Annotated in this window: 18 protein-coding genes; 8 read left to right on the top strand and 10 right to left on the bottom strand. The window is 71.4% G+C overall.

The features are described 5' to 3' along the window. Positions 1-86: 86 nt before the first annotated feature. Both folE and AB0H82_RS27450 read left to right on the top strand, forming a co-directional pair. Positions 87-692 (top strand): GTP cyclohydrolase I FolE, encoded by a 606-nt coding sequence (folE, locus tag AB0H82_RS27455; protein ID WP_362997247.1) that lies wholly within the window; start codon positions 87-89, stop codon positions 690-692. Between the two features lie 100 nt (positions 693-792). Further along, positions 793-1797 (top strand): aldo/keto reductase, encoded by a 1005-nt coding sequence (locus AB0H82_RS27450; protein WP_362997245.1) that lies wholly within the window; start codon positions 793-795, stop codon positions 1795-1797. A gap of 8 nt (positions 1798-1805) precedes the next feature. On the opposite strand, the gene AB0H82_RS27445 is transcribed toward AB0H82_RS27450, so the two are convergent. The 6 genes from AB0H82_RS27445 to AB0H82_RS27420 all read right to left on the bottom strand — a co-directional run bounded on the left by AB0H82_RS27445 (position 1806) and on the right by AB0H82_RS27420 (position 6711). Further along, a complete protein-coding gene (locus tag AB0H82_RS27445; RefSeq protein ID WP_362997243.1) occupies positions 1806-2291 on the bottom strand; it encodes a DUF3180 domain-containing protein in 486 nt (161 codons plus the stop codon). 45 nt (positions 2292-2336) lie between these two features. Beyond that, positions 2337-2948, bottom strand: a complete 612-nt coding sequence (gene folK, locus AB0H82_RS27440) for a 2-amino-4-hydroxy-6-hydroxymethyldihydropteridine diphosphokinase (RefSeq protein WP_362997241.1) — start codon at positions 2946-2948, stop codon at positions 2337-2339. Beyond that, a complete protein-coding gene (gene folB, locus AB0H82_RS27435) occupies positions 2945-3304 on the bottom strand; it encodes a dihydroneopterin aldolase (RefSeq protein ID WP_062771561.1) in 360 nt (119 codons plus the stop codon). Before folB ends, folK begins: the two co-directional genes overlap by 4 nt. Positions 3305-3460: 156 nt before the next feature. Next, positions 3461-3991, bottom strand: coding sequence for a nuclear transport factor 2 family protein (locus AB0H82_RS27430; protein WP_362997239.1), 531 nt, complete (start codon positions 3989-3991; stop codon positions 3461-3463). Beyond that, positions 3988-4860: a dihydropteroate synthase gene (gene folP, locus AB0H82_RS27425; RefSeq protein WP_362997237.1), complete on the bottom strand. Its 873-nt coding sequence runs from the start codon at positions 4858-4860 to the stop codon at positions 3988-3990. Before folP ends, AB0H82_RS27430 begins: the two co-directional genes overlap by 4 nt. Before the next feature lie 30 nt (positions 4861-4890). Beyond that, complete coding sequence (locus tag AB0H82_RS27420; protein ID WP_362997235.1) at positions 4891-6711, bottom strand: phosphatidylglycerol lysyltransferase domain-containing protein; 1821 nt, start codon at positions 6709-6711, stop codon at positions 4891-4893. A gap of 249 nt (positions 6712-6960) precedes the next feature. On the opposite strand from AB0H82_RS27420, the gene AB0H82_RS27415 reads away from it, so the two are divergent. Next, positions 6961-8079, top strand: a complete 1119-nt coding sequence (locus AB0H82_RS27415; protein WP_362997233.1) for an alpha/beta hydrolase-fold protein — start codon at positions 6961-6963, stop codon at positions 8077-8079. Positions 8080-8102: 23 nt separating this feature from the next. Here AB0H82_RS27415 and AB0H82_RS27410 read toward each other — a convergent pair whose 3' ends face one another. Next, positions 8103-9260 carry a betaine/proline/choline family ABC transporter ATP-binding protein gene (locus AB0H82_RS27410; RefSeq protein ID WP_362997231.1) on the bottom strand — a complete coding sequence of 386 codons (1158 nt, stop codon included), beginning with the start codon at positions 9258-9260 and terminating at the stop codon, positions 8103-8105. A 158-nt stretch (positions 9261-9418) separates the two neighbouring features. Between AB0H82_RS27410 and AB0H82_RS27405 the strand changes: the two genes are divergently transcribed. The 4 genes from AB0H82_RS27405 to AB0H82_RS27390 all read left to right on the top strand — a co-directional run bounded on the left by AB0H82_RS27405 (position 9419) and on the right by AB0H82_RS27390 (position 13134). After that, positions 9419-10153, top strand: coding sequence for an ABC transporter permease (locus AB0H82_RS27405; protein ID WP_362997229.1), 735 nt, complete (start codon positions 9419-9421; stop codon positions 10151-10153). Beyond that, entirely contained in the window at positions 10150-10812 is a 663-nt protein-coding gene (locus AB0H82_RS27400; RefSeq protein ID WP_362997227.1) for an ABC transporter permease, read from the top strand. Before AB0H82_RS27405 ends, AB0H82_RS27400 begins: the two co-directional genes overlap by 4 nt. A gap of 78 nt (positions 10813-10890) precedes the next feature. Further along, positions 10891-11862 (top strand): ABC transporter substrate-binding protein, encoded by a 972-nt coding sequence (locus tag AB0H82_RS27395; protein WP_362997225.1) that lies wholly within the window; start codon positions 10891-10893, stop codon positions 11860-11862. Positions 11863-11979: 117 nt separating this feature from the next. Further along, positions 11980-13134 (top strand): hypothetical protein, encoded by a 1155-nt coding sequence (locus AB0H82_RS27390; RefSeq protein ID WP_362997223.1) that lies wholly within the window; start codon positions 11980-11982, stop codon positions 13132-13134. A gap of 161 nt (positions 13135-13295) precedes the next feature. Here the strand turns inward: AB0H82_RS27390 and AB0H82_RS27385 are convergent, their stop codons facing one another. Together AB0H82_RS27385 and AB0H82_RS27380 are read right to left on the bottom strand one after the other, a co-directional pair. Continuing rightward, on the bottom strand, positions 13296-14630 hold the full coding sequence (locus AB0H82_RS27385; RefSeq protein ID WP_362997221.1) for a PH domain-containing protein: 1335 nt from the start codon (positions 14628-14630) through the stop codon (positions 13296-13298). Then, complete coding sequence (locus AB0H82_RS27380) at positions 14627-15136, bottom strand: PH domain-containing protein (protein ID WP_362997219.1); 510 nt, start codon at positions 15134-15136, stop codon at positions 14627-14629. The genes AB0H82_RS27385 and AB0H82_RS27380 overlap by 4 nt, the downstream gene beginning before the upstream one ends. 86 nt (positions 15137-15222) lie before the next feature. Here AB0H82_RS27380 and AB0H82_RS27375 point away from each other — a divergent pair, with 86 nt between their 5' ends. After that, positions 15223-16386, top strand: a complete 1164-nt coding sequence (locus AB0H82_RS27375) for an NADH-quinone oxidoreductase subunit D (protein ID WP_362997217.1) — start codon at positions 15223-15225, stop codon at positions 16384-16386. Here AB0H82_RS27375 and AB0H82_RS27370 read toward each other — a convergent pair. Further along, positions 16351-17346: an SAM-dependent methyltransferase gene (locus tag AB0H82_RS27370; RefSeq protein WP_362997294.1), complete on the bottom strand. Its 996-nt coding sequence runs from the start codon at positions 17344-17346 to the stop codon at positions 16351-16353. The genes AB0H82_RS27375 and AB0H82_RS27370 overlap by 36 nt on opposite strands. Positions 17347-17394 lie beyond the last annotated feature (48 nt).

Here is a 17394-nt window from a genome sequence, read left to right as displayed (position 1 = left end):
ATGGATGCCGCGCCCCCCTGGTTCTAGCCTGGGGGGCGCGGCTGATTTCGTACGCCCGCGCGAGACGCACAGGAACGAGGCACAACATGACCGACCCGGTGACGCTTGACGGCGAGGGCTCGATCGGCGAGTTCGACGAGAAGCGGGCCGAGAACGCCGTGCGTGAGCTCCTCATCGCCGTGGGAGAGGACCCCGACCGCGAGGGCCTGCGAGAGACCCCGGGCCGTGTGGCGCGGGCCTACCGGGAAATATTCGCCGGGCTGTGGCAGAAGCCCGAGGACGTCCTGACGACGACGTTCGACCTGGGGCACGACGAGATGGTCCTGGTGAAGGACATCGAGGTCATGAGTTCCTGTGAACATCATCTTGTCCCGTTCGTCGGGGTCGCGCACGTCGGGTACATCCCGTCCACCGACGGCAAGATCACCGGCCTGTCGAAGCTGGCCCGCCTGGTCGATGTGTACGCGCGCCGACCGCAGGTCCAGGAGCGGCTGACCACGCAGATCGCGGACTCCCTGATGCAGATACTGGAGCCGCGCGGGGTGATCGTGGTCGTCGAGTGCGAGCACATGTGCATGACGATGCGCGGGGTCCGCAAGCCGGGCGCGAAGACGATCACTTCCGCGGTCCGCGGCCAGTTGCGGGATCCGGCCACGCGCAATGAGGCGATGAGCCTGATCATGGCTCGCTGAGCCGGCCGGATGTGGCTGGTCCTCTCAACTCACCCGTCATGGGCGGGTGTTGTGGATCAAAGTGATGGCGCTCGTGGGCAGCGGCCGAAAGACTGGGGGCATGACTGAGACAAGCAACCGGTCCCTGCCCCTCCGCAAGCTCGGTGGTCTGGAGGTCTCCGCCCTCGGCTATGGCGCGATGGTGCTCTCCCCGGGGGTGTACGGCGAGATCGATGACGAGCGCGCCGAGCGGGCGTTGCGCGCGGCGGTCGACGCGGGCGCCACGATCATCGACACCTCCGACGGGTACGGCGCCGACGGGCACAACGAACGGCTTATCGGCAGAGCCCTGAGAGGGCACCGCGATCAGGTCGCGATAGCCACCAAGTTCGGCTTCCGGCTGCCGGAGGGCGTGGAGCCGCACCCCTTCCCGATCGGATACGCCTTCGGGGAGCTGGCGGTCAACGCCGACCCCAAGCACGTACGCGGCTATGCCGAGGCAAGCCTGCGGGGGCTGCAAACGGACTACATCGACCTCTATTACCCGCACTTCCCGGACCCGCAGGTGCCCCTGGAGGACACCGTCGGGGCGGTCGCCGAGCTGGTCCGGGAGGGGCTCGTGCGGCACCTGGGGCTCTCGAACGTGACGGCCGACCAGCTGCGGGCGGCGCACGCCGTGCACCCCGTGGCGGCGGTGCAGATCGAGTGGTCGATGTGGAAGCCCGCCGAGCCCGAACTGCTTGCGGCGGCGCGTGAGCTGGGCGTCGGGCTCGTGCCGTGGTCGCCGCTGGGCGCCGGGTTCCTGACCGGCACGGTCGGCCGGGTCGCGGAGGGCGACTTCCGGCAGAACGCACCGCGTTTCGACGCGGCGAACCTGAAGGCGAACAACGACCGCTTCGCGCCCGTGCGGGGCGTCGCGGAGGAGCTCGGCATCACCCCGGCGCAGCTGGCGCTGGCCTGGCTGCTGCACCAGGACCCGAACGTGGTGCCGATTCCCGGCAGCCGTACGCCGAAGCACATCGAGGAGAACCTCGCGGCGGCGCACGTGCGGCTGGACGCCGACGTCCTCGCACGCCTGGGCCGCGTCCTGGAGGAGACGGAGGTCGAGGGCGGCACGCTGCTGTAACAGCCGTCCTACGCCGCCGGGGCCGCCTCCCCGTTCTCGTCGTCGTCATCGGGGAGCTTGCAGACGCGCTCCATGAAGAAGGCGGCCGCTATCACCGCGATGCCCATCAGGACGGAGAGCCCGGCATAGATCGCCTGGTCGCGGCGGGGCGGGATGTCGAGGTACTCCAGCAGGAATACGCCCGTCCCGCCGTACATCCCGGCGACGAGGGCCGCGACCAGGGCGCTGGCCTGGCCGAAGACCACGGCGCGGGCGGCCATCATCGGATCCACGCCCTTCGCGCCGGGACGGCGCTCGCGCTGGGCACGCAGGCGTGAACGCAGCGAGAGCGCCGTCGACAGCAGGACGACGGCGATGACCGCGAGCACGATGGGCGCGGCCAGCGGGACGCGCGGCAGCGTGCCGACGGAGTCCCACAGGCGGGCGCCCGACCAGGACAGCACTCCGGCCGCGAGAAAGAGGCCGGCCAGCGTCCTGATGCGCAGTTGCTTCACGGATGACCCTTCATCGGCTTGATTGCCTCGACCGCCTTCTAACGACTACTCGGGCAGTCGGAGTTCCAGGTCGGCGCGGGGCGCGACGCCGTCGCGGGTGACCGCGGCCAGCAGGTGTGCCACCGGGCCGCGGCCCGTGAGCTGGGCCTCGGGCTCCACGTCGTGCCAGGGGGCGAGGACGAAGGCACGCTCGTGCGCGCGCGGGTGGGGCAGCGTGAGCGCCGGGTCGTCGGAGACCACGTCGGCGTACGCCACGATGTCGACGTCGATCGTGCGCGGGCCCCAGCGCTCGTCGCGGACGCGGTGGAAGGCCTCCTCGACGGCCTGCGCGCGCTCCAGGAGCGAGGCGGGCGGCAGGGTGGTCTTCACCACGACGACCGCGTTGAAGTACGAGGGCTGGCTGCCCGGGTCGACGCCCCAGGGCTCGGTCTCGTACACCGGGGAGACCGCCTTGACCCGCAGGCCAGGGGTGTCCTCCAGGGCGTCGACGGCGCCCTGGAGCGTCTCCAGGCGGTTGCCGAGGTTGCTGCCGAGGGAGATCACGGCGCGCTTGGGATTGGACAGGGTGCTGTCCGCCGCGTCGACCTGTTCGACCACGGAGGTGGGCACCGGCTGGACGGTGGGGTCGCTCTGACCCGCTTTGAAGGGCGCAGTCATACTCGGCTCCGGGTGATGGTGACGGTCACGTCGTCGAACGGGACGGTGATCGGGGCGTCGGGCTTGTGCACGCACACCTCGACCTCCAGGACTCCGTCGTGCTTCAGACACGCCTGGGCGATGCGCTCGGCGAGCGTCTCGATGAGGTCGACGGGGTCGCCCTCGACGACGGCCACGACCTCCTCGGCCACGATGCCGTAGTGCACGGTCTTCGCCAGGTCGTCGTCGGCCGCGGCCGCTCGCGTGTCCAGGCCGAGCACCAGGTCCACGATGAAGGTCTGGCCCTCTTCGCGCTCCCGCGGGTAGACACCGTGGTGCCCGCGGGCCTTGAGGCCGCGCAGCGCGACACGATCCACGCGAATCACTCCTGCAATCGTCGGTATCGGCAGGCCTGCACCGAGTGCGGTTCGGCACACCAGCCTCGTTCGAATCTACCTGCGAGCACTGACAGTGTTCGCCCGAGGGGCCCGTCGGCCGCCGCGTCGTACGCCTGTCGAACCGCGCCTACCCACTCAGGACGGAGTCTCGTCGTCCTCTTCGTCGTCGGTTTCGGCCAGGACCGGGGACGCGTGGTGCGACCACAGTTTCCAGCCGTCGGGTGTGCGGCGGAACACATTCGTGGCGACCACGAGCTGGCCGACGAGCGGACCGAGCTCGCCGCCGCCCTCGGGGGGCGGGCCGCCGCTGAGGATGTTCTCGGTGCACGTCACCAGGGCGGTGTCGCCTGCCACGCCGACCTTCAGGTCGGTGAGGAAGAACTGGATGTACTCCGTGTTCGCCATGATCAGGGCGTACGACCTGAGGACCTCGCCGCGGCCCGTGAGGACCGGCCAGCCGGGGTGGACGCAGGAGACGGCGTCGCCCGCCGCGTCCTCTCCGTCCTCCGGGCCGTCGGCGCCGTCGGCATCGTCCGGGTGCGCGGTGGTGCTCTCGGAGTCCAGCCAGAGGTCGGACAGCTCGTCGAAGTCGCCGCGTTCCAGCGCTTCGTAGAAGGCGGTGTTGGCGCGCTCGACCTGCTCGATGTCGGTGCCGGCCGGGGTCACCGGTGGCCGCCCGCCGCGCCCGTGACGGCGCGGGCGACACGGACCGCGTCGGCCGTCGCCCGCACCTCGTGCACGCGGACCGCCCAGGCGCCCTGGTGGGCGGCGATGGCGGAGACCGCGGCGGTGGCGGCGTCGCGCTCGCGGGCGGGCGGCGGGGCGCCCTCCGGGCCCGCGAGAACACGGCCGAGGAAACGTTTGCGGGAGGCGGCGACCAAAATCGGGTGGCCGAGCTCGCGCAGCCGGTCCAGGCGGGCGAGGAGCGCCAGGTCGTGTTCGGCCTCCTTGGAGAAGCCGAGGCCCGGGTCGACGACGATGCGCTCGGGGGCGATGCCGCCCTCGATGGCTGCCGCCACGCGTGCGTGGAGCTCGCCGACGACTTCGGAGACCACGTCCTCGTAGACCGGCTTGGCGTGGATGTCGGTGAGGAAGCCGCGCCAGTGCATGACGACGAAGGGGGCTCCGGCGGCGGCGACGGCGGGGACCATGCGCGGGTCGGCGAGGCCGCCGCTGACGTCGTTGACGAGGACGGCGCCCGCGGCGAGTGCCTGCTCGGCGACGGTGGCCCGCATGGTGTCCACGGAGACCGTGACGCCCTCGGCGGTCAGGCCCCGCACGACGGGGACGACGCGCTTGAGTTCCTCGTCCTCGTCGACGCGGGTGGCGCCGGGCCGGGTGGACTCGCCGCCGACGTCGACGAGGTCGGCGCCCTGCTCGACCAGGTCGATGCCGTGCTTGACGGCGGCCGTCGTGTCGAACCAGCGGCCGCCGTCGGAGAAGGAGTCCGGCGTCACGTTCACGACGCCCATGACCGCACAGCGGTCCCACTCCGGCAGCCCCTGGACCGATCCCCGCCCGCGCAACGTACTCATACCTCCAGCCTAGGCCCGGACGGTGACGTGTTACGCCGCCTGCATCTCGCGTTCGGCGCTCTGGTGCGGGCAGGGGCGGCGCTGCGGGGTGCCCTTGCGCAGGAAGCGGGGGAGGGCGAGCGTGACGAACCCCTCGGCCTGCATGGCGGCGAAGCCGATGCGGGGGAGGTCCTTGCTGGAGCGGTAGACGACGAAGCGGGGCTCCCAGCGGGGGCGGAACTTCGCGTTGAACTTGTACAGGGACTCGATCTGGAACCAGCGGGAGAGGAAGACCAGCAGGCCGCGCCAGGCGCGCAGGACCGGGCCCGCGCCGATCTTCTCGCCGCGGGCGAGGGCCGCGCGGAACATCGCGAAGTTGAGGGAGACGCGCGCGATGCCGAGCTTCGGGGCGGCCTGCAGGGCGGCGACGATGAGCAGCTCGTTCATGCCGGGGTCGGCGGCGCGGTCACGGCGCATGAGGTCCAGGGAGACGCCGTCCTTGCCCCACGGGACGAAGTGGAGGACAGCCTTCAGGTCACCGTAGGGGCCCGGCTCCTCGTCGGCCTTGTGGGCGGTGGCGATCAGGCAGTCGCCGTCGTCCGGGTCGCCGATGCGGCCGAGCGCCATGGAGAAGCCGCGCTCGGTGTCGGTGCCGCGCCAGTCGTCGGCGGCGCGCTGGATCCTGGTGAGTTCCTGTTCGCCCAGGTCACGGATGCGCCGTACGCGCGTCTCGTAGCCATTGCGCTCGATCCGCTTGACCATCTGGCGTACGTTGCGCATCGCACGCCCGGACAGGGAGAAATCCGCGACGTCCACCACCGCCTCGTCACCCAGTTCGAGGGCGTCGAGGCCGGTCTCGCGGGTCCAGACCTCGCCGCCGGTCTCGGAGCAGCCCATGACGGCGGGCGTCCAGGAGTGGGCCTTCGCCTCGTCCATGAAGCGCTCGATCGCGCCCGGCCAGGCCTCGACGTCGCCGATCGGGTCGCCGCTGGCGAGCATCACTCCGGAGACGACGCGGTAGGTGACGGCGGCCTTGCCGCTGGGGGAGAAGACGACGGCCTTGTCGCGGCGGAGCGCGAAGTGGCCGAGGGAGTCGCGGCCGCCGTGCTTGTCGAGCAGCGCGCGCAGCTTCGTCTCGTCGTCCTCGGTGAGCCTGGCGGCCGGGTGCTCGGGGCGGAAGGCCAGGTAGATGGTGGTGAGGGCGGTCAGCATGCCGAGGGCGCCGAGGGAGAAACCGACCGTCCAGGACGTGCGTCCGTAGTAGTCGACGGGTCCTTCGAAGCCGAAGAGTCCGTAGAGGACGTGTTCCAGGCGCTCCGTGATGCTCGGGTCCCCGATGACCTTCCCGGGGTGCACGCTGACGATCACCAGACCCAGCAGAATCGATCCGGCACCGAGGAGGACGAAGTTGGCCAGGGCCCGCCAGCGGCTGCGGGGGTCGGGGAGGGCGGTGAACTCACTCCGATGGCGCAGCAGGAGAGCCAGGAGGGCCACCGAGATCACGACGCCGACGACCGAGTGCCGGTACGCGAACTGCGCCGCGGCACCCGCGGGCAGCAGCACCACGGCGGCCCGCCAGGCCCGCCGCTTGTGGCGCCGCAGGCCGTGCGCGAGCAGCAGCAGCAGGATGCCGGAGCTCAGCGCGAGGGCGGCGGCGAAGGGGCCGAGAGCGCCGGGCAGCACCTCGGCGATGGCGTGCATGCGGCTGTGCCGGAAGCGGGGGAACACACCTGCCGCGACGTTGAGCAGGCCGACGAGGGCGCAGGCTCTCGCCACGAGGGCCGGCACGGCCTCGGGGCGCGGCCCCCGCAGTATCCGGCGGAGCCGGCTGTCGTGGTGGCGCACCTCACTGCCCGGAACCCCGCCCGACATTTCCCCATCTATCCTGACAGACATCGCATCCCGTAGTTCTGCGAGAGAGCTTTAACCCGGTGCCAAAGAGGCATCCGGCAACATTGCCCCCTCTAGGACGGTCCTTCGGGTAGACGGGTTCATTCCCGACCGGAAACCGCTGGAAAAGCTCTGGCAAGGCCCCCGGCACGCGTCGGCAGGCCCGGTCCCGGGTCCGGTCAAGCCGAGGCATGTGCCCGGCAAAGGTAGAAAGCGCAGGCAGAACACCTCATGGGTCTCACGAGCAACAAGGTACTCGCCCTTGCGGTCTTGCTGGCCGTACTGCTCTTCGTCGGCACGATCTGGCTCTGGCCGCGGCTCGCCCGCCGCAGCTGGAAGGCGATCACCGGCCGCGTCGGGCTGCTCCTCGCCACCCAGGTCGCGATCTTCGCGTCGGTGGGCCTCGCGGCCAACCAGGCCTTCGGCTTCTACGCCACGTGGGCCGACCTCTTCGGCCAGGAGACGGCGCCCGGCCTGGTGGTCGACCACGATCCGGCCAAAGGAGCAGGGCCCGTCAAGGTCGTCGACACCCAGACCGTGAACGTGCCGGGCGGCAGCCGGACCGTGACCGGCGGCCAGATCCAGAAGATCGAGGTCAGCGGCCGGCAGTCGAAGATAGCCAGCCCCGCCTACGTCTACCTGCCGCCGGAGTACTTCCAGCCGCAGTACAAGGACCGGAAGTTCCCCGCGGCCGTGGCGCTCACCGGCTACCCCGGCACCGCCGAGGCGCTCATCAAAGGGCTCCACTACCCGCAGACCGCCCACAGGCTGTCCTCCGAGGGCAAGATGCAGCCGATGATCCTGATCATGATGCGGCCGACGGTGGCGCCGCCGCGCGACACGGAGTGCGTGGACGTCCCCGGCGGGCCGCAGACCGAGACGTTCTTCGCCAAGGACCTGCCCGCGGCGATATCGGACCACTACAGGGTGGGCGTCAAAGGGCAGAACTGGGGCGTCATCGGTGACTCCACGGGTGGCTACTGCGCCCTGAAGCTCGCCGTGCACCACCCCGACGCGTACGGCGCGGGGGCGGGCCTGTCCGCGTACTACAAGGCGCCCATCGACGTCACCACCGGCGATCTCTTCCACGGCGACAAGGAGCTGGAGCGGCGCGCCGACCTGATGTGGTACCTCGACCACATGCCGGCGCCCAAGACGTCCCTCCTGGTGACCAGCAGCAAGAAGGGCGAGGACAACTACCGCGACACCCTGAAGTTCATCGACAAGGTGAAGGCGCCCACGCGCGTCTCGTCGATCACCCTGGAGAGCGGTGGGCACAACTTCAACACGTGGCGCAGGGAGATCCCCGCGACGCTGCAGTGGATGAGCGGGCGGCTGAGCGGCGGCTGACGGCCGGATCGGCAGCGGGCGGATCAGACCGTGCCGATGGCCGCCACCGTCTCCAGTTCGACCTCCGCGCGCGCGATGTCGCGCACGTCCGCCGCCGTCGAGCGGCGCAGCGCCTCGTGCAGCCGGGCCGGGGTGAGCACGCCCAGGAAGCGTCCCTCGCTGTCCTTGTCGATGACCGCGATCCAGCCCGCGTCGTGCTGCAGCATCGTCGCGAACGCCTGCTTCAGGCTCGCGCCGACCGGGAGCCACGCCTCCATGCGGCGGGCGTGCTCGCGGACCGTGCCGCTCCCCACGCGCGCGTGCTCCGCCGACAGCCAGCCGTGCAGGTTGTTCTCGGCGTCGAGGACGACGGCCCAGCGGGCGTCGAGCTCCTTGGGCAGCGGGTCGTCGAGGTGCACCACGGGGGGCTGTTCCAGGTCGCCCTCCTCGATCGGTGTCACGGAGAGCCGCTTCAGGCCGCGGTCCGCGCCGACGAAGTCCGCCACGTAGTCGTTCGCGGGGGCGCCGAGCACCGTCGACGGGGTGTCGAACTGCTCGATGCTGCCCTGTCCGTAGACGGCGATGCGGTCGCCGAGCCGGACCGCCTCCTCGATGTCGTGCGTGACGAAGAGCACGGTCTTGCGCACGGCCTGCTGGAGGCGGAGGAACTCGTTCTGCAGGTGCTCGCGGACCACGGGGTCGACCGCGCCGAACGGCTCGTCCATCAGGAGCACCGGCGGGTCGGCCGCCAGGGCGCGGGCCACGCCGACGCGTTGCCGCTGACCGCCGGAGAGCTGTTCGGGATAGCGGTCGCCGAAGACGGCGGGGTCGAGGCCGACCAGGTCGAGGAGTTCGGCGGCCCGCTCACGTGCCTTGCCGCGCTTGACGCCGAGGAGGTGCGGGACCGTCGCCGTGTTGTCCAGCACGGTCTTGTGCGGGAAGAGACCCACCTGTTGGATCACATAGCCGATGCGGCGCCGGAGTTGGACCGGGTCGATGGTGGATATGTCGTCGCCGTCGACGAATATCCGGCCCTCGCTCGGCTCGATGAGCCGGTTCACCATCTTCATCGTCGTCGTCTTGCCGCAGCCCGACGGGCCGACGAGCGTGACCAGTTCACCCTCGGCGACCTCGAAGGACAGATCGTCGACGGCTGTGGTGCCGTCCGCGTAGCGCTTGGTGACGTGCTCGAACCGGATCATGGTTCCCCATTGTGGACGGCGGTGGCGGGCTGTGCGTGACGGCCGTGTTGCGGCAGTACGACGAGTCTCTGCGATTGTCGGTGCCGCGCGTTAGGGTCGCCAGACACGGGGGGACGTGTGTGCGGCATACGTCCGGGGATTCGGGGGAGGTGCGGCACGTGGCCGAGCAGAACTGTCTGGTGAGGAACGACTGGATCTGCGGGGAGTATCTCCGCACCCGCAGCCAGGAGCTGACCGACGCGACCCTTCAGCACGTGGGGATCACCGTCGCCGCCGTGGCGATCGGCGTCGCCGTGTCCCTGCCGCTCGCGCTCCTCGCGCGACGCTGGCGGTTCCTCTCGGGGCCGATCCTCGGCGTGACGACCGTGCTGTACTCGATCCCCTCGCTGGCGATGTTCTCGCTGCTCCTGCCCTTCTTCGGGCTCTCCGTCTCGCTGGTCGTCACGGGCCTCGTGCTGTATTCGCTGACGGTCCTCGTGCGGAACATCCTGGCCGGTCTCCAGGCCGTGCCCGACGAGGCGCGGGACGCCGCGAAAGGCATGGGGTACGGCCCGTTGAGGCTGCTGTGGGAGGTCGAGCTGCCGCTCGCGCTGCCCGCCCTGCTGGCCGGCGTCCGCATCACCACGGTCTCGACGGTCGCCCTGACCACCGTCGGCGCCATCGTGGACTACGGAGGCCTGGGCACGCTCATCCTCGACGGCCTCGACACGACCTTCAAGGCCCAGGTGCTCACGGCATCGGTGCTCTGCGTCCTCCTCGCCGTCACCGCCGACCTGCTGCTGCTCGGGCTCCAGCGGTGGCTGACCCCGTGGACGAGACCCCGTCGACGTCGAATACGGACGAGCAGGACGGCCCGCAAGGCCGCCGTGGCCAAGGTGGCTGAGCCGGTATGAACGCGATCACGGGTGCGTACGACTGGCTGACCACGGGCGCCAACTGGCAGGGCGAGAAAGGCGTGTGGCATCGCCTCGCCGAGCACCTGTACTTCAGCGGGGTCTGTCTCGCCGTCGCCTGCCTCATCGCGCTGCCCCTCGCGCTGTATCTGGGCCACATCGGCAAGGGCGGCGCCCTCGCGGTCAACATCTCGAACGTGGGCCGCGCGGTGCCCACGCTCGCCCTGCTGATCCTGCTCACGCTGACCCCGCTCGGAGAGCACGGCGACGCGCCGACGCTGATCGCGCTGGTGCTGTTCGCCGTGCCGCCGCTGCTGACCAACGCCTATCTCGGGATGCGCGAGGTGGACCGGTCCGTGGTGGAGGCCGCGCGGGGCATGGGCATGAGTGGTGGTCAGCTGTTCGCGCGGGTCGAGCTGCCGCTCGCGTATCCGATGGTCATGACCGGCATCCGCTCCGCCGGCGTGCAGGTCGTCGCGACGGCCACGCTGGCCGCGATGGCGGGCGAGGGGGGCCTCGGCCGGATCATCACGGCCGGGTTCAACCTGCAGAACACTCCGCAAGTGGTCGCGGGCGCCTTCCTCGTGGCGCTGCTCGCGCTCCTCGTGGAGGGGGTCCTGGTGGTCGCCGGGCGCCTCTTCGACCCGATGCGGCGGTAGCGCGGCGGGGCCCGCGGTGGAGCGCGCGCCGATGCCTTCCGTCCTTACCTTCCTTCCTTTCGAAATGGTGGTTCACCGATGAACAGCACAACGCGTCGCGCGCGACGGATGGCAGGGACGGCCGCGGCCGTCGTGGCGCTGACCGCGGGGCTCGCCGCGTGCGGCGGGGACAGCCTGGAGGACGACGGCAAGGGGGCGGACAAGGCGGGCGACGGCAAGAAGGGCTCGCTCGTGGTGGGTGCCGCGCGGTTCACCGAGCAGAAGGTGCTCGCCGAGCTCTATGCGGGCGTGCTGGCGGACGCCGGTTATGACACGCAGGTCAAGACCGTGCAGAACCGCGAGATCTACAAGCCCGAACTGAAGAAGGGCACGATCGACATCGCGCCCGAATACGCGGCGACGCTCGCGGAATTCCTCAACCTGGAGAAGAACGGCCCGAAGGCGAAGCCCGTCGCCTCCAGTGATCTGGACGCCACGGTGAGCGCTCTGGAGAAGCTCGCGGAGCCGCAAGGTCTGAAGGTGCTCCCGGCCGGTGAGGCGGTCGACCAGAACGCGTTCGCGGTCTCCAAGGAATACGCGGAGAAGCACAAGCTCAAGACCCTCTCGGATCTCGGCAGGTCGGGCGAGAAGGTCAGGGTCGCGGCGGGCGACGAATGCGAGTCCCGCCCGTTCTGCGCGCCGGGGCTGAAGAAGAAGTACGGCATCGACGTCGCCGGAATCGATCCCAAGGGCGTCGGCACCACACAGTCCAAGCAGGCAGTGAAGAACGGCACGGACCAGTTGGTGCTGACCACGACGACCGACGCGACGCTGAAGAACTACGACCTCGTCATCCTTGAAGACGACAAGAAGCTGCAGAACGCGGACAACATCCTTCCCGTGGTGAACGCCAAGGAGGCCGGCGACAAGGAGATAGCCGCCGCGCTCGGGAAGCTGACCAAGACGCTCACGACGGAAGACCTCATCGAACTCAACCGGAAGGTCGACGAGGAGCGTCAGAAGGAAGCGGATGTCGCCAAGGAGTATCTGGAGTCGAAGAACCTGATCTGAAGTTGATCAAGAAGAGGGGCGGGGCGGGCGGGGAGTTGGGGCCGAGTCATGAATGTGATGTCTGCTTTTTGCCGGGCGCGGCACCATACTTCGCCTACGCGCGGTAAGTTTCTGGCCATGCCACGTGGACGTCACCGCCATTCCCCACCCCTGCACAGGCTGCTTCCCCCCTCGACGGTCGCAGGCGTATCGATTCTCTGCGCCGGCGGCGCCTGGATGTTCGCGGAACCGGTCGTGCTCCGCGGGCTCGTCGCGGCAGCCGCTGCAGCCGCCGTCGTCGGCTCGGTCGTCATGCGCCGCTGGGACCAGGCGGCCGGCAAGCGCGTCGCCGAGCTCGGCCGGGCCCGCGCGAGCGACGAGTGGCGTTACGAGGAACGGATAGCCGAGGCCGAGGCCGACCTGGAGGAGTCCCGCGAACTGCGCGGCAAGCTGGAGACGAAGCTGCGCGCCAAGCGCGCCGAGCTGGCCGCCCTGCGCAACGAACACGCCGCGCTCCTGCGGCGGTACGCCACCGCGGAGACGGAGCGGGCCAGCGCCCTGGAGGGCAGGCGACTGCTCGCCATAGAGGCGACGTCCCCGGCGTCCCCGGCGTCCCCGGAATCCTCGACGCCCGCGCTGCCGGCAGCCGGTTCGGACAACGGCCCTGCGTCGGGCGCCGGCTCCAGCGCCGAGGACCTCGTGCCCGCGGTACGGGCTGGGGCACCGGTGCCGGCATCGCGTACGGAGACGCCGACCGCGCGTACGGAGACACCCGCCCCGCGTACGGACAGCTCCGCGCCGGCCGAGCTCTCCGCCCGGCCGGGCGCGGCGCCCACGCCCTCGCTGTTCCAGCTGGCCAACGCGGCGCTCGACCGCATGGCCCCGCGCGCGGCGACCCGGGCCGAACCGGAAGCGACGCCGGGGGCCGCTCCGGATGCGGAGGACGAGTCGCGGGGGAAGCCCGGGGCGGCCGATGGTTATGCCGGGCACGAGCGCGCGGTCGCCGTCGCGCCGCCCGTGCAGGCCCGACGCCCGGTGCCCCAGGGCGGTTTCGACTTCTTCGGCACGAAGAACGTGGCGCCGGCCGCGCTGGAGTCCGTGCAGAACGAGGACCTCGCCGACGTGGTGGGCGAGGAGGCCCTCGCGGTCCACAAGGCGGAGTCCGAGGGCGAGTTCAAGGACGCCCCCGAAGGTGACACCGCGCACGGCGTCGGCCAGGTCATCGACCTGACGGCCCACGACGAGACGGAACAGATCGACGTGGCGGAGCTGCGGACGGCCCTGCGGGCGTAACGCTCCGCTGTGGTTGAGCGGTGTCCTGGACGCCGGGCCGGGGGCCCGGCGATCCCCGCCCGTGCCAGGCGTGCGTCGGATGCGCCGCTGCGGGTTGTGCGTGGCTGGTCGCGCAGTTCCCCGCGCCCCTGCCGGAGCGCTTCCTCCGGTCCCCTGCGGGTTTATGCCATCCAGCGGTCCGGGACGGCCTCTCTGCGGCCCGTCCGGGAGCGGTCGGCCTGCGACTTGAGGAGGGCCGACGCCTCCGTGGCGGGGCGCAGGCGGGCCGTCACCGTCTTGTTGGCGCCGGTGTCCACCCGTACGTCCGCCACGTCCTTGTAGCGCTCCCAGGGCCCCTGGGAGAGCCGCACGCTCTGCACCTTGGCGTGCGGCACGAGCGAGAGGCGGCGCTTGAGCAGTCCGTGGCGGGCCGCGAAGACGTCGTCGGTGACCGACAGGCCGTATCCCTTCCACCAGAACGGCACGCACCACGCCGCGCGCGCGGGCGGCCGCACGAGGTCCGCCGCGTCCGGCACGCGCACGCCCGGCAGGACCCGCCCGATGACCGCCTCGGCGTGCTCCCGCGGCGCGACCGGCACCAGGACGCTGTTCGACGAGCCCGCCACGTCCAGCTCGACCCGCACCCAGCCCATCCGCCGCCACAGCAGCGGCTGCACGACGTGGACGGTCTGCACCCGGCCGGGCGGCACGGTCTCGTGGGCCTTGTCGAGCAGTCCGTGGTCGATGCGGATGCCGTCCGGGGACTCGCCCACCGTCCAGTCGTACTCCTTGATGAAGCGGCCGCCGCTGCCGGCGAAGGCGCCGCCCAGCATGGGGAGCGCGGTCGCGAGGACCGTCCAGACGTTGTGCGTGGCGAACCAGAGGAAGGCGGGCACCACGGTCGCGGCGAGGAGCAGCGCCCACGGGGCGCCGGTCAGCAGCAGGGAGAGGGCGAGCACGCGCGGCTGGACGTGCAGCAGGCCCCGCACGGGCGCCTCGCCGACCTCGCGGGCCTCCTCGGGGGCGAAACCGGCGGCACGCGCGAGGAGTTCGGCCCGCAGCTCGGTGGCGTCCCGCTCGCCGAGATAGGCCAGCTCGTCCTTCTTCTCCGCCCCGACGACGTCCAGCTTGAGCTTGGCGACTCCCGCGACGCGGGCGAGCAGCGGCCGGGTCACGTCGACGGCCTGGAGCCGGTCGAGGCGGATGTGGGCGGTGCGCCGGAAGAACAGGCCGGTGCGGATGCGCAACTCGGTGTCGGTGACCGCGAAGTGGGTGAACCACCAGCTCAGGAAGCCGTAGAGGGCGCCGCCCACGACCACCGCGACGCTGCCGAGGAGCAGGGTGGTGGCGGTCAGCTCGGAGAGGCGCTGCTGTGTGCCGTTCGGGTCGTGGACCGCCCAGCCGACGAGGACCGCGAAGGGCGCCCACGCGCGGCGCAGCGGTGTGACGGGGTGCAGCCGCCGCTCGGCAACTTCGCGCGGCACGGCTTCGTCCGGCGCCTCCCGCGGCCCGCTCACAGTCCCGCCGATCGGGCCTCGCCGAGCTCGGTGAGGCGGTCCCGCAGCCGCTCGGCCTCCTCGGGGAGCAGGCCGGGGATGCGGGCGTCGGTGGCGGCCGCGGCGGTGTGCAGCTGGACGCTCGCGAGCCCGAAGCGCCGCTCCACGGGGCCCGAGGTCACCTCGACGAGCTGCATCCTGCCGTACGGCACGACGGTCTCCTCGCGCCAGAGCACACCCCGGCTGATGAGCAGGTCGTCGGCGCGCTCCGCGTACCGCCACGAGCGCCAGTTGCGGCCGAGCAGCGGCCAGCCCCAGGCCACCACGGCGAGCGGCAGCAGCGCGAACGCGGCCCAGGCCGGGCCCGCGAACAGGCCGAGCAGCACGCCGACGGCCGCCGCGAGCGGCACCAGCCAGACCACCAGGAGGAGCCGCCGCAGCTTCAGCAGCCCGCGCGGCAGCCCGGTCCACACCGGCTCCGTCCCCTGTCCCGCCGGTCCTGCGGGCTCCGCCGTCCCCGTTTCCATGCCCCAAGCGTACGTACGTCCGGTGACAGCGGCGTGGGGCGGGAACAGGCGGCCGCGGACGGCGGCGGGTGCGAGAGACTGTGGCCATGAGTCCCACGACGGAGACCACCACGGAGACCACGCTCGGCATCGGCGGCGCGGCGGAGAGCACCGACATGGTGCTCAACATCGGCCCCCAGCACCCGTCCACGCACGGGGTGCTCCGCCTCCGCCTGGTCCTGGACGGCGAGCGCATCCAGCACGCGGAGCCGGTCATCGGCTACATGCACCGCGGTGCGGAGAAGCTCTTCGAGGCGCGGGACTACCGGCAGATCGTGATGCTGGCCAACCGGCACGACTGGCTGTCGGCGTTCTCGAACGAGCTGGGCGTCGTGCTGGGCGTGGAGCGGATGCTCGGCATGGAGGTCCCGGAGCGCGCCGTCTGGATGCGCACGCTGCTCGCCGAGCTGAACCGCGTCCTCAACCACCTGATGTTCCTCGGGTCCTACCCCCTCGAACTGGGCGGCATCACGCCGGTGTTCTACGCGTTCCGTGAGCGCGAGGAGCTCCAGAACGTGATGGAGGAGATCTCCGGCGGCCGCATGCACTACATGTTCAACCGTGTCGGCGGCCTCAAGGAGGACCTGCCCGCGGGCTGGCCCACGCGCGCGCGTGCGGCGGTCGCCTCGGTGCGTTCGCGGATGGGCGTGTACGACGATCTGGTGCTCGGCAACGAAATCTTCCGGGGCCGTACGCGCGGCGTGGGCGTCCTCTCTCCGGAGGCGGTGCATGCCTACGGAGTGAGCGGTCCGATCGCCCGCGCCTCCGGAGTCGACTTCGACCTGCGCAGGGACGAGCCGTACCTCGCGTACGCCGAGCTGCAGGACACCCTGAAGGTCGTCACGCGACAGGAGGGCGACTGCCTGGCCCGCTTCGAGTGCCTCCTGGAGCAGACCCACAACGCCCTCGACCTCGCGGACGCCTGCCTGGACCGGCTCGCCGACCTGCCGCAGGGGCCGATCAACCAGCGCCTTCCGAAGGTCCTCAAGGCCCCCGAGGGCCACACGTACGCGTGGACCGAGAACCCTCTCGGCATCAACGGCTACTACCTCGTCAGCAAGGGTGAGAAGACCCCGTACCGCCTGAAGCTGCGTTCGGCGTCGTACAACAACATCCAGGCGCTGACCGAGCTGCTTCCGGGGCAGCTGGTCGCGGACATGGTGGCGATCCTGGGATCACTGTTCTTCGTGGTGGGCGACATCGACAAGTAGGGCGTCCGGATCGTCCAGCAGAGGGTCCAGACAGACGCCGACGGGCTGCAGCAGCCAGCCGAAGTCGCCGAGGCCGCCGGGCGCGGTGAGCTCGGCGGCCTCTCCCGCGCGCGTGAGGGCGCGTACGTACGCCGCCGGGTCCTCGGAGGCAAGTGCGAGCGGCGGGCGGGCGCCGCTCACCCCGAGCCCGCCGAGCGCCGCCCGCTGGGTGAGCAGGGTGGCTCCCGCCGACGCGCAGGCGTCGAGCGCCACATGGGCGGTGATGTCGCAGCTGCCGTCGGGCACGGGAGCCGTCTCACGGCCCTCCCTGAAGCCCGTCAGCGTCCCGAAGGGCGGCCGGGCGTCCCGGGTGTGGGCGTAGTCCACGGCGACCGCCAGACCGCGCGTCAGCGTCGCCACGGCCGCCGCCCACGCCTCGTCCCGCAGGCGTCCGATCTCCGCGCGCAGGCCCGGCTCGGGGTCCAGCGGCCACCAGCGCGCCAGCCAGTCGGCGTCGGGGCCCTCGACGGGACCGCCCGGCGACTCGGTGCCGTCGTCGCTCACGAGGACGCGGCGCGGGGTCCCGTCGGCGGCGACCTCGGCGACGTCCAGCGGAACGTTGTCCAGCCACTCATTGGCGAAGAGCAGGCCCGTGACGCCGGCCGGGGGCGCGGTCCGCCACTCGACGCGCTCGTCGAGGTCCGCGGGGCGCTCCGCGAGCTCCACCGCGTACGCGCGCACGCGTGCCGCCACATCCGGGGGCAGCGCGGCCAGGACGCCTGCGGTCAGTTCGCCGTGGCCCGCGCCCATGTCGACGAACGCCACCTCGTCCGGGTGACCGAGCTCGGCGTCCAGGCGGGTCAGCAGGCGTGCCACAGCGCCCGCGTAGAGGGGCGAGGCGTGCACGGAGGTGCGGAAGTGCGCGGCGGGCCCTTCGGAGCGGCGGTAGAAGCCGCCCGGGCCGTACAGGGCGGCCTCCATGGCCTCGTGCCAGGCGCGCGGTGCCGGTGCGCGCGCCGCGCCGTTGTC

It is taken from the genome of Streptomyces sp. NPDC050732 (genome assembly GCF_040654255.1).
GTDB lineage: Bacteria > Actinomycetota > Actinomycetes > Streptomycetales > Streptomycetaceae > Streptomyces.
Note: the sequence above shows the minus strand (reverse complement) of the source record. Positions and strands in the feature narration are given on the sequence as shown.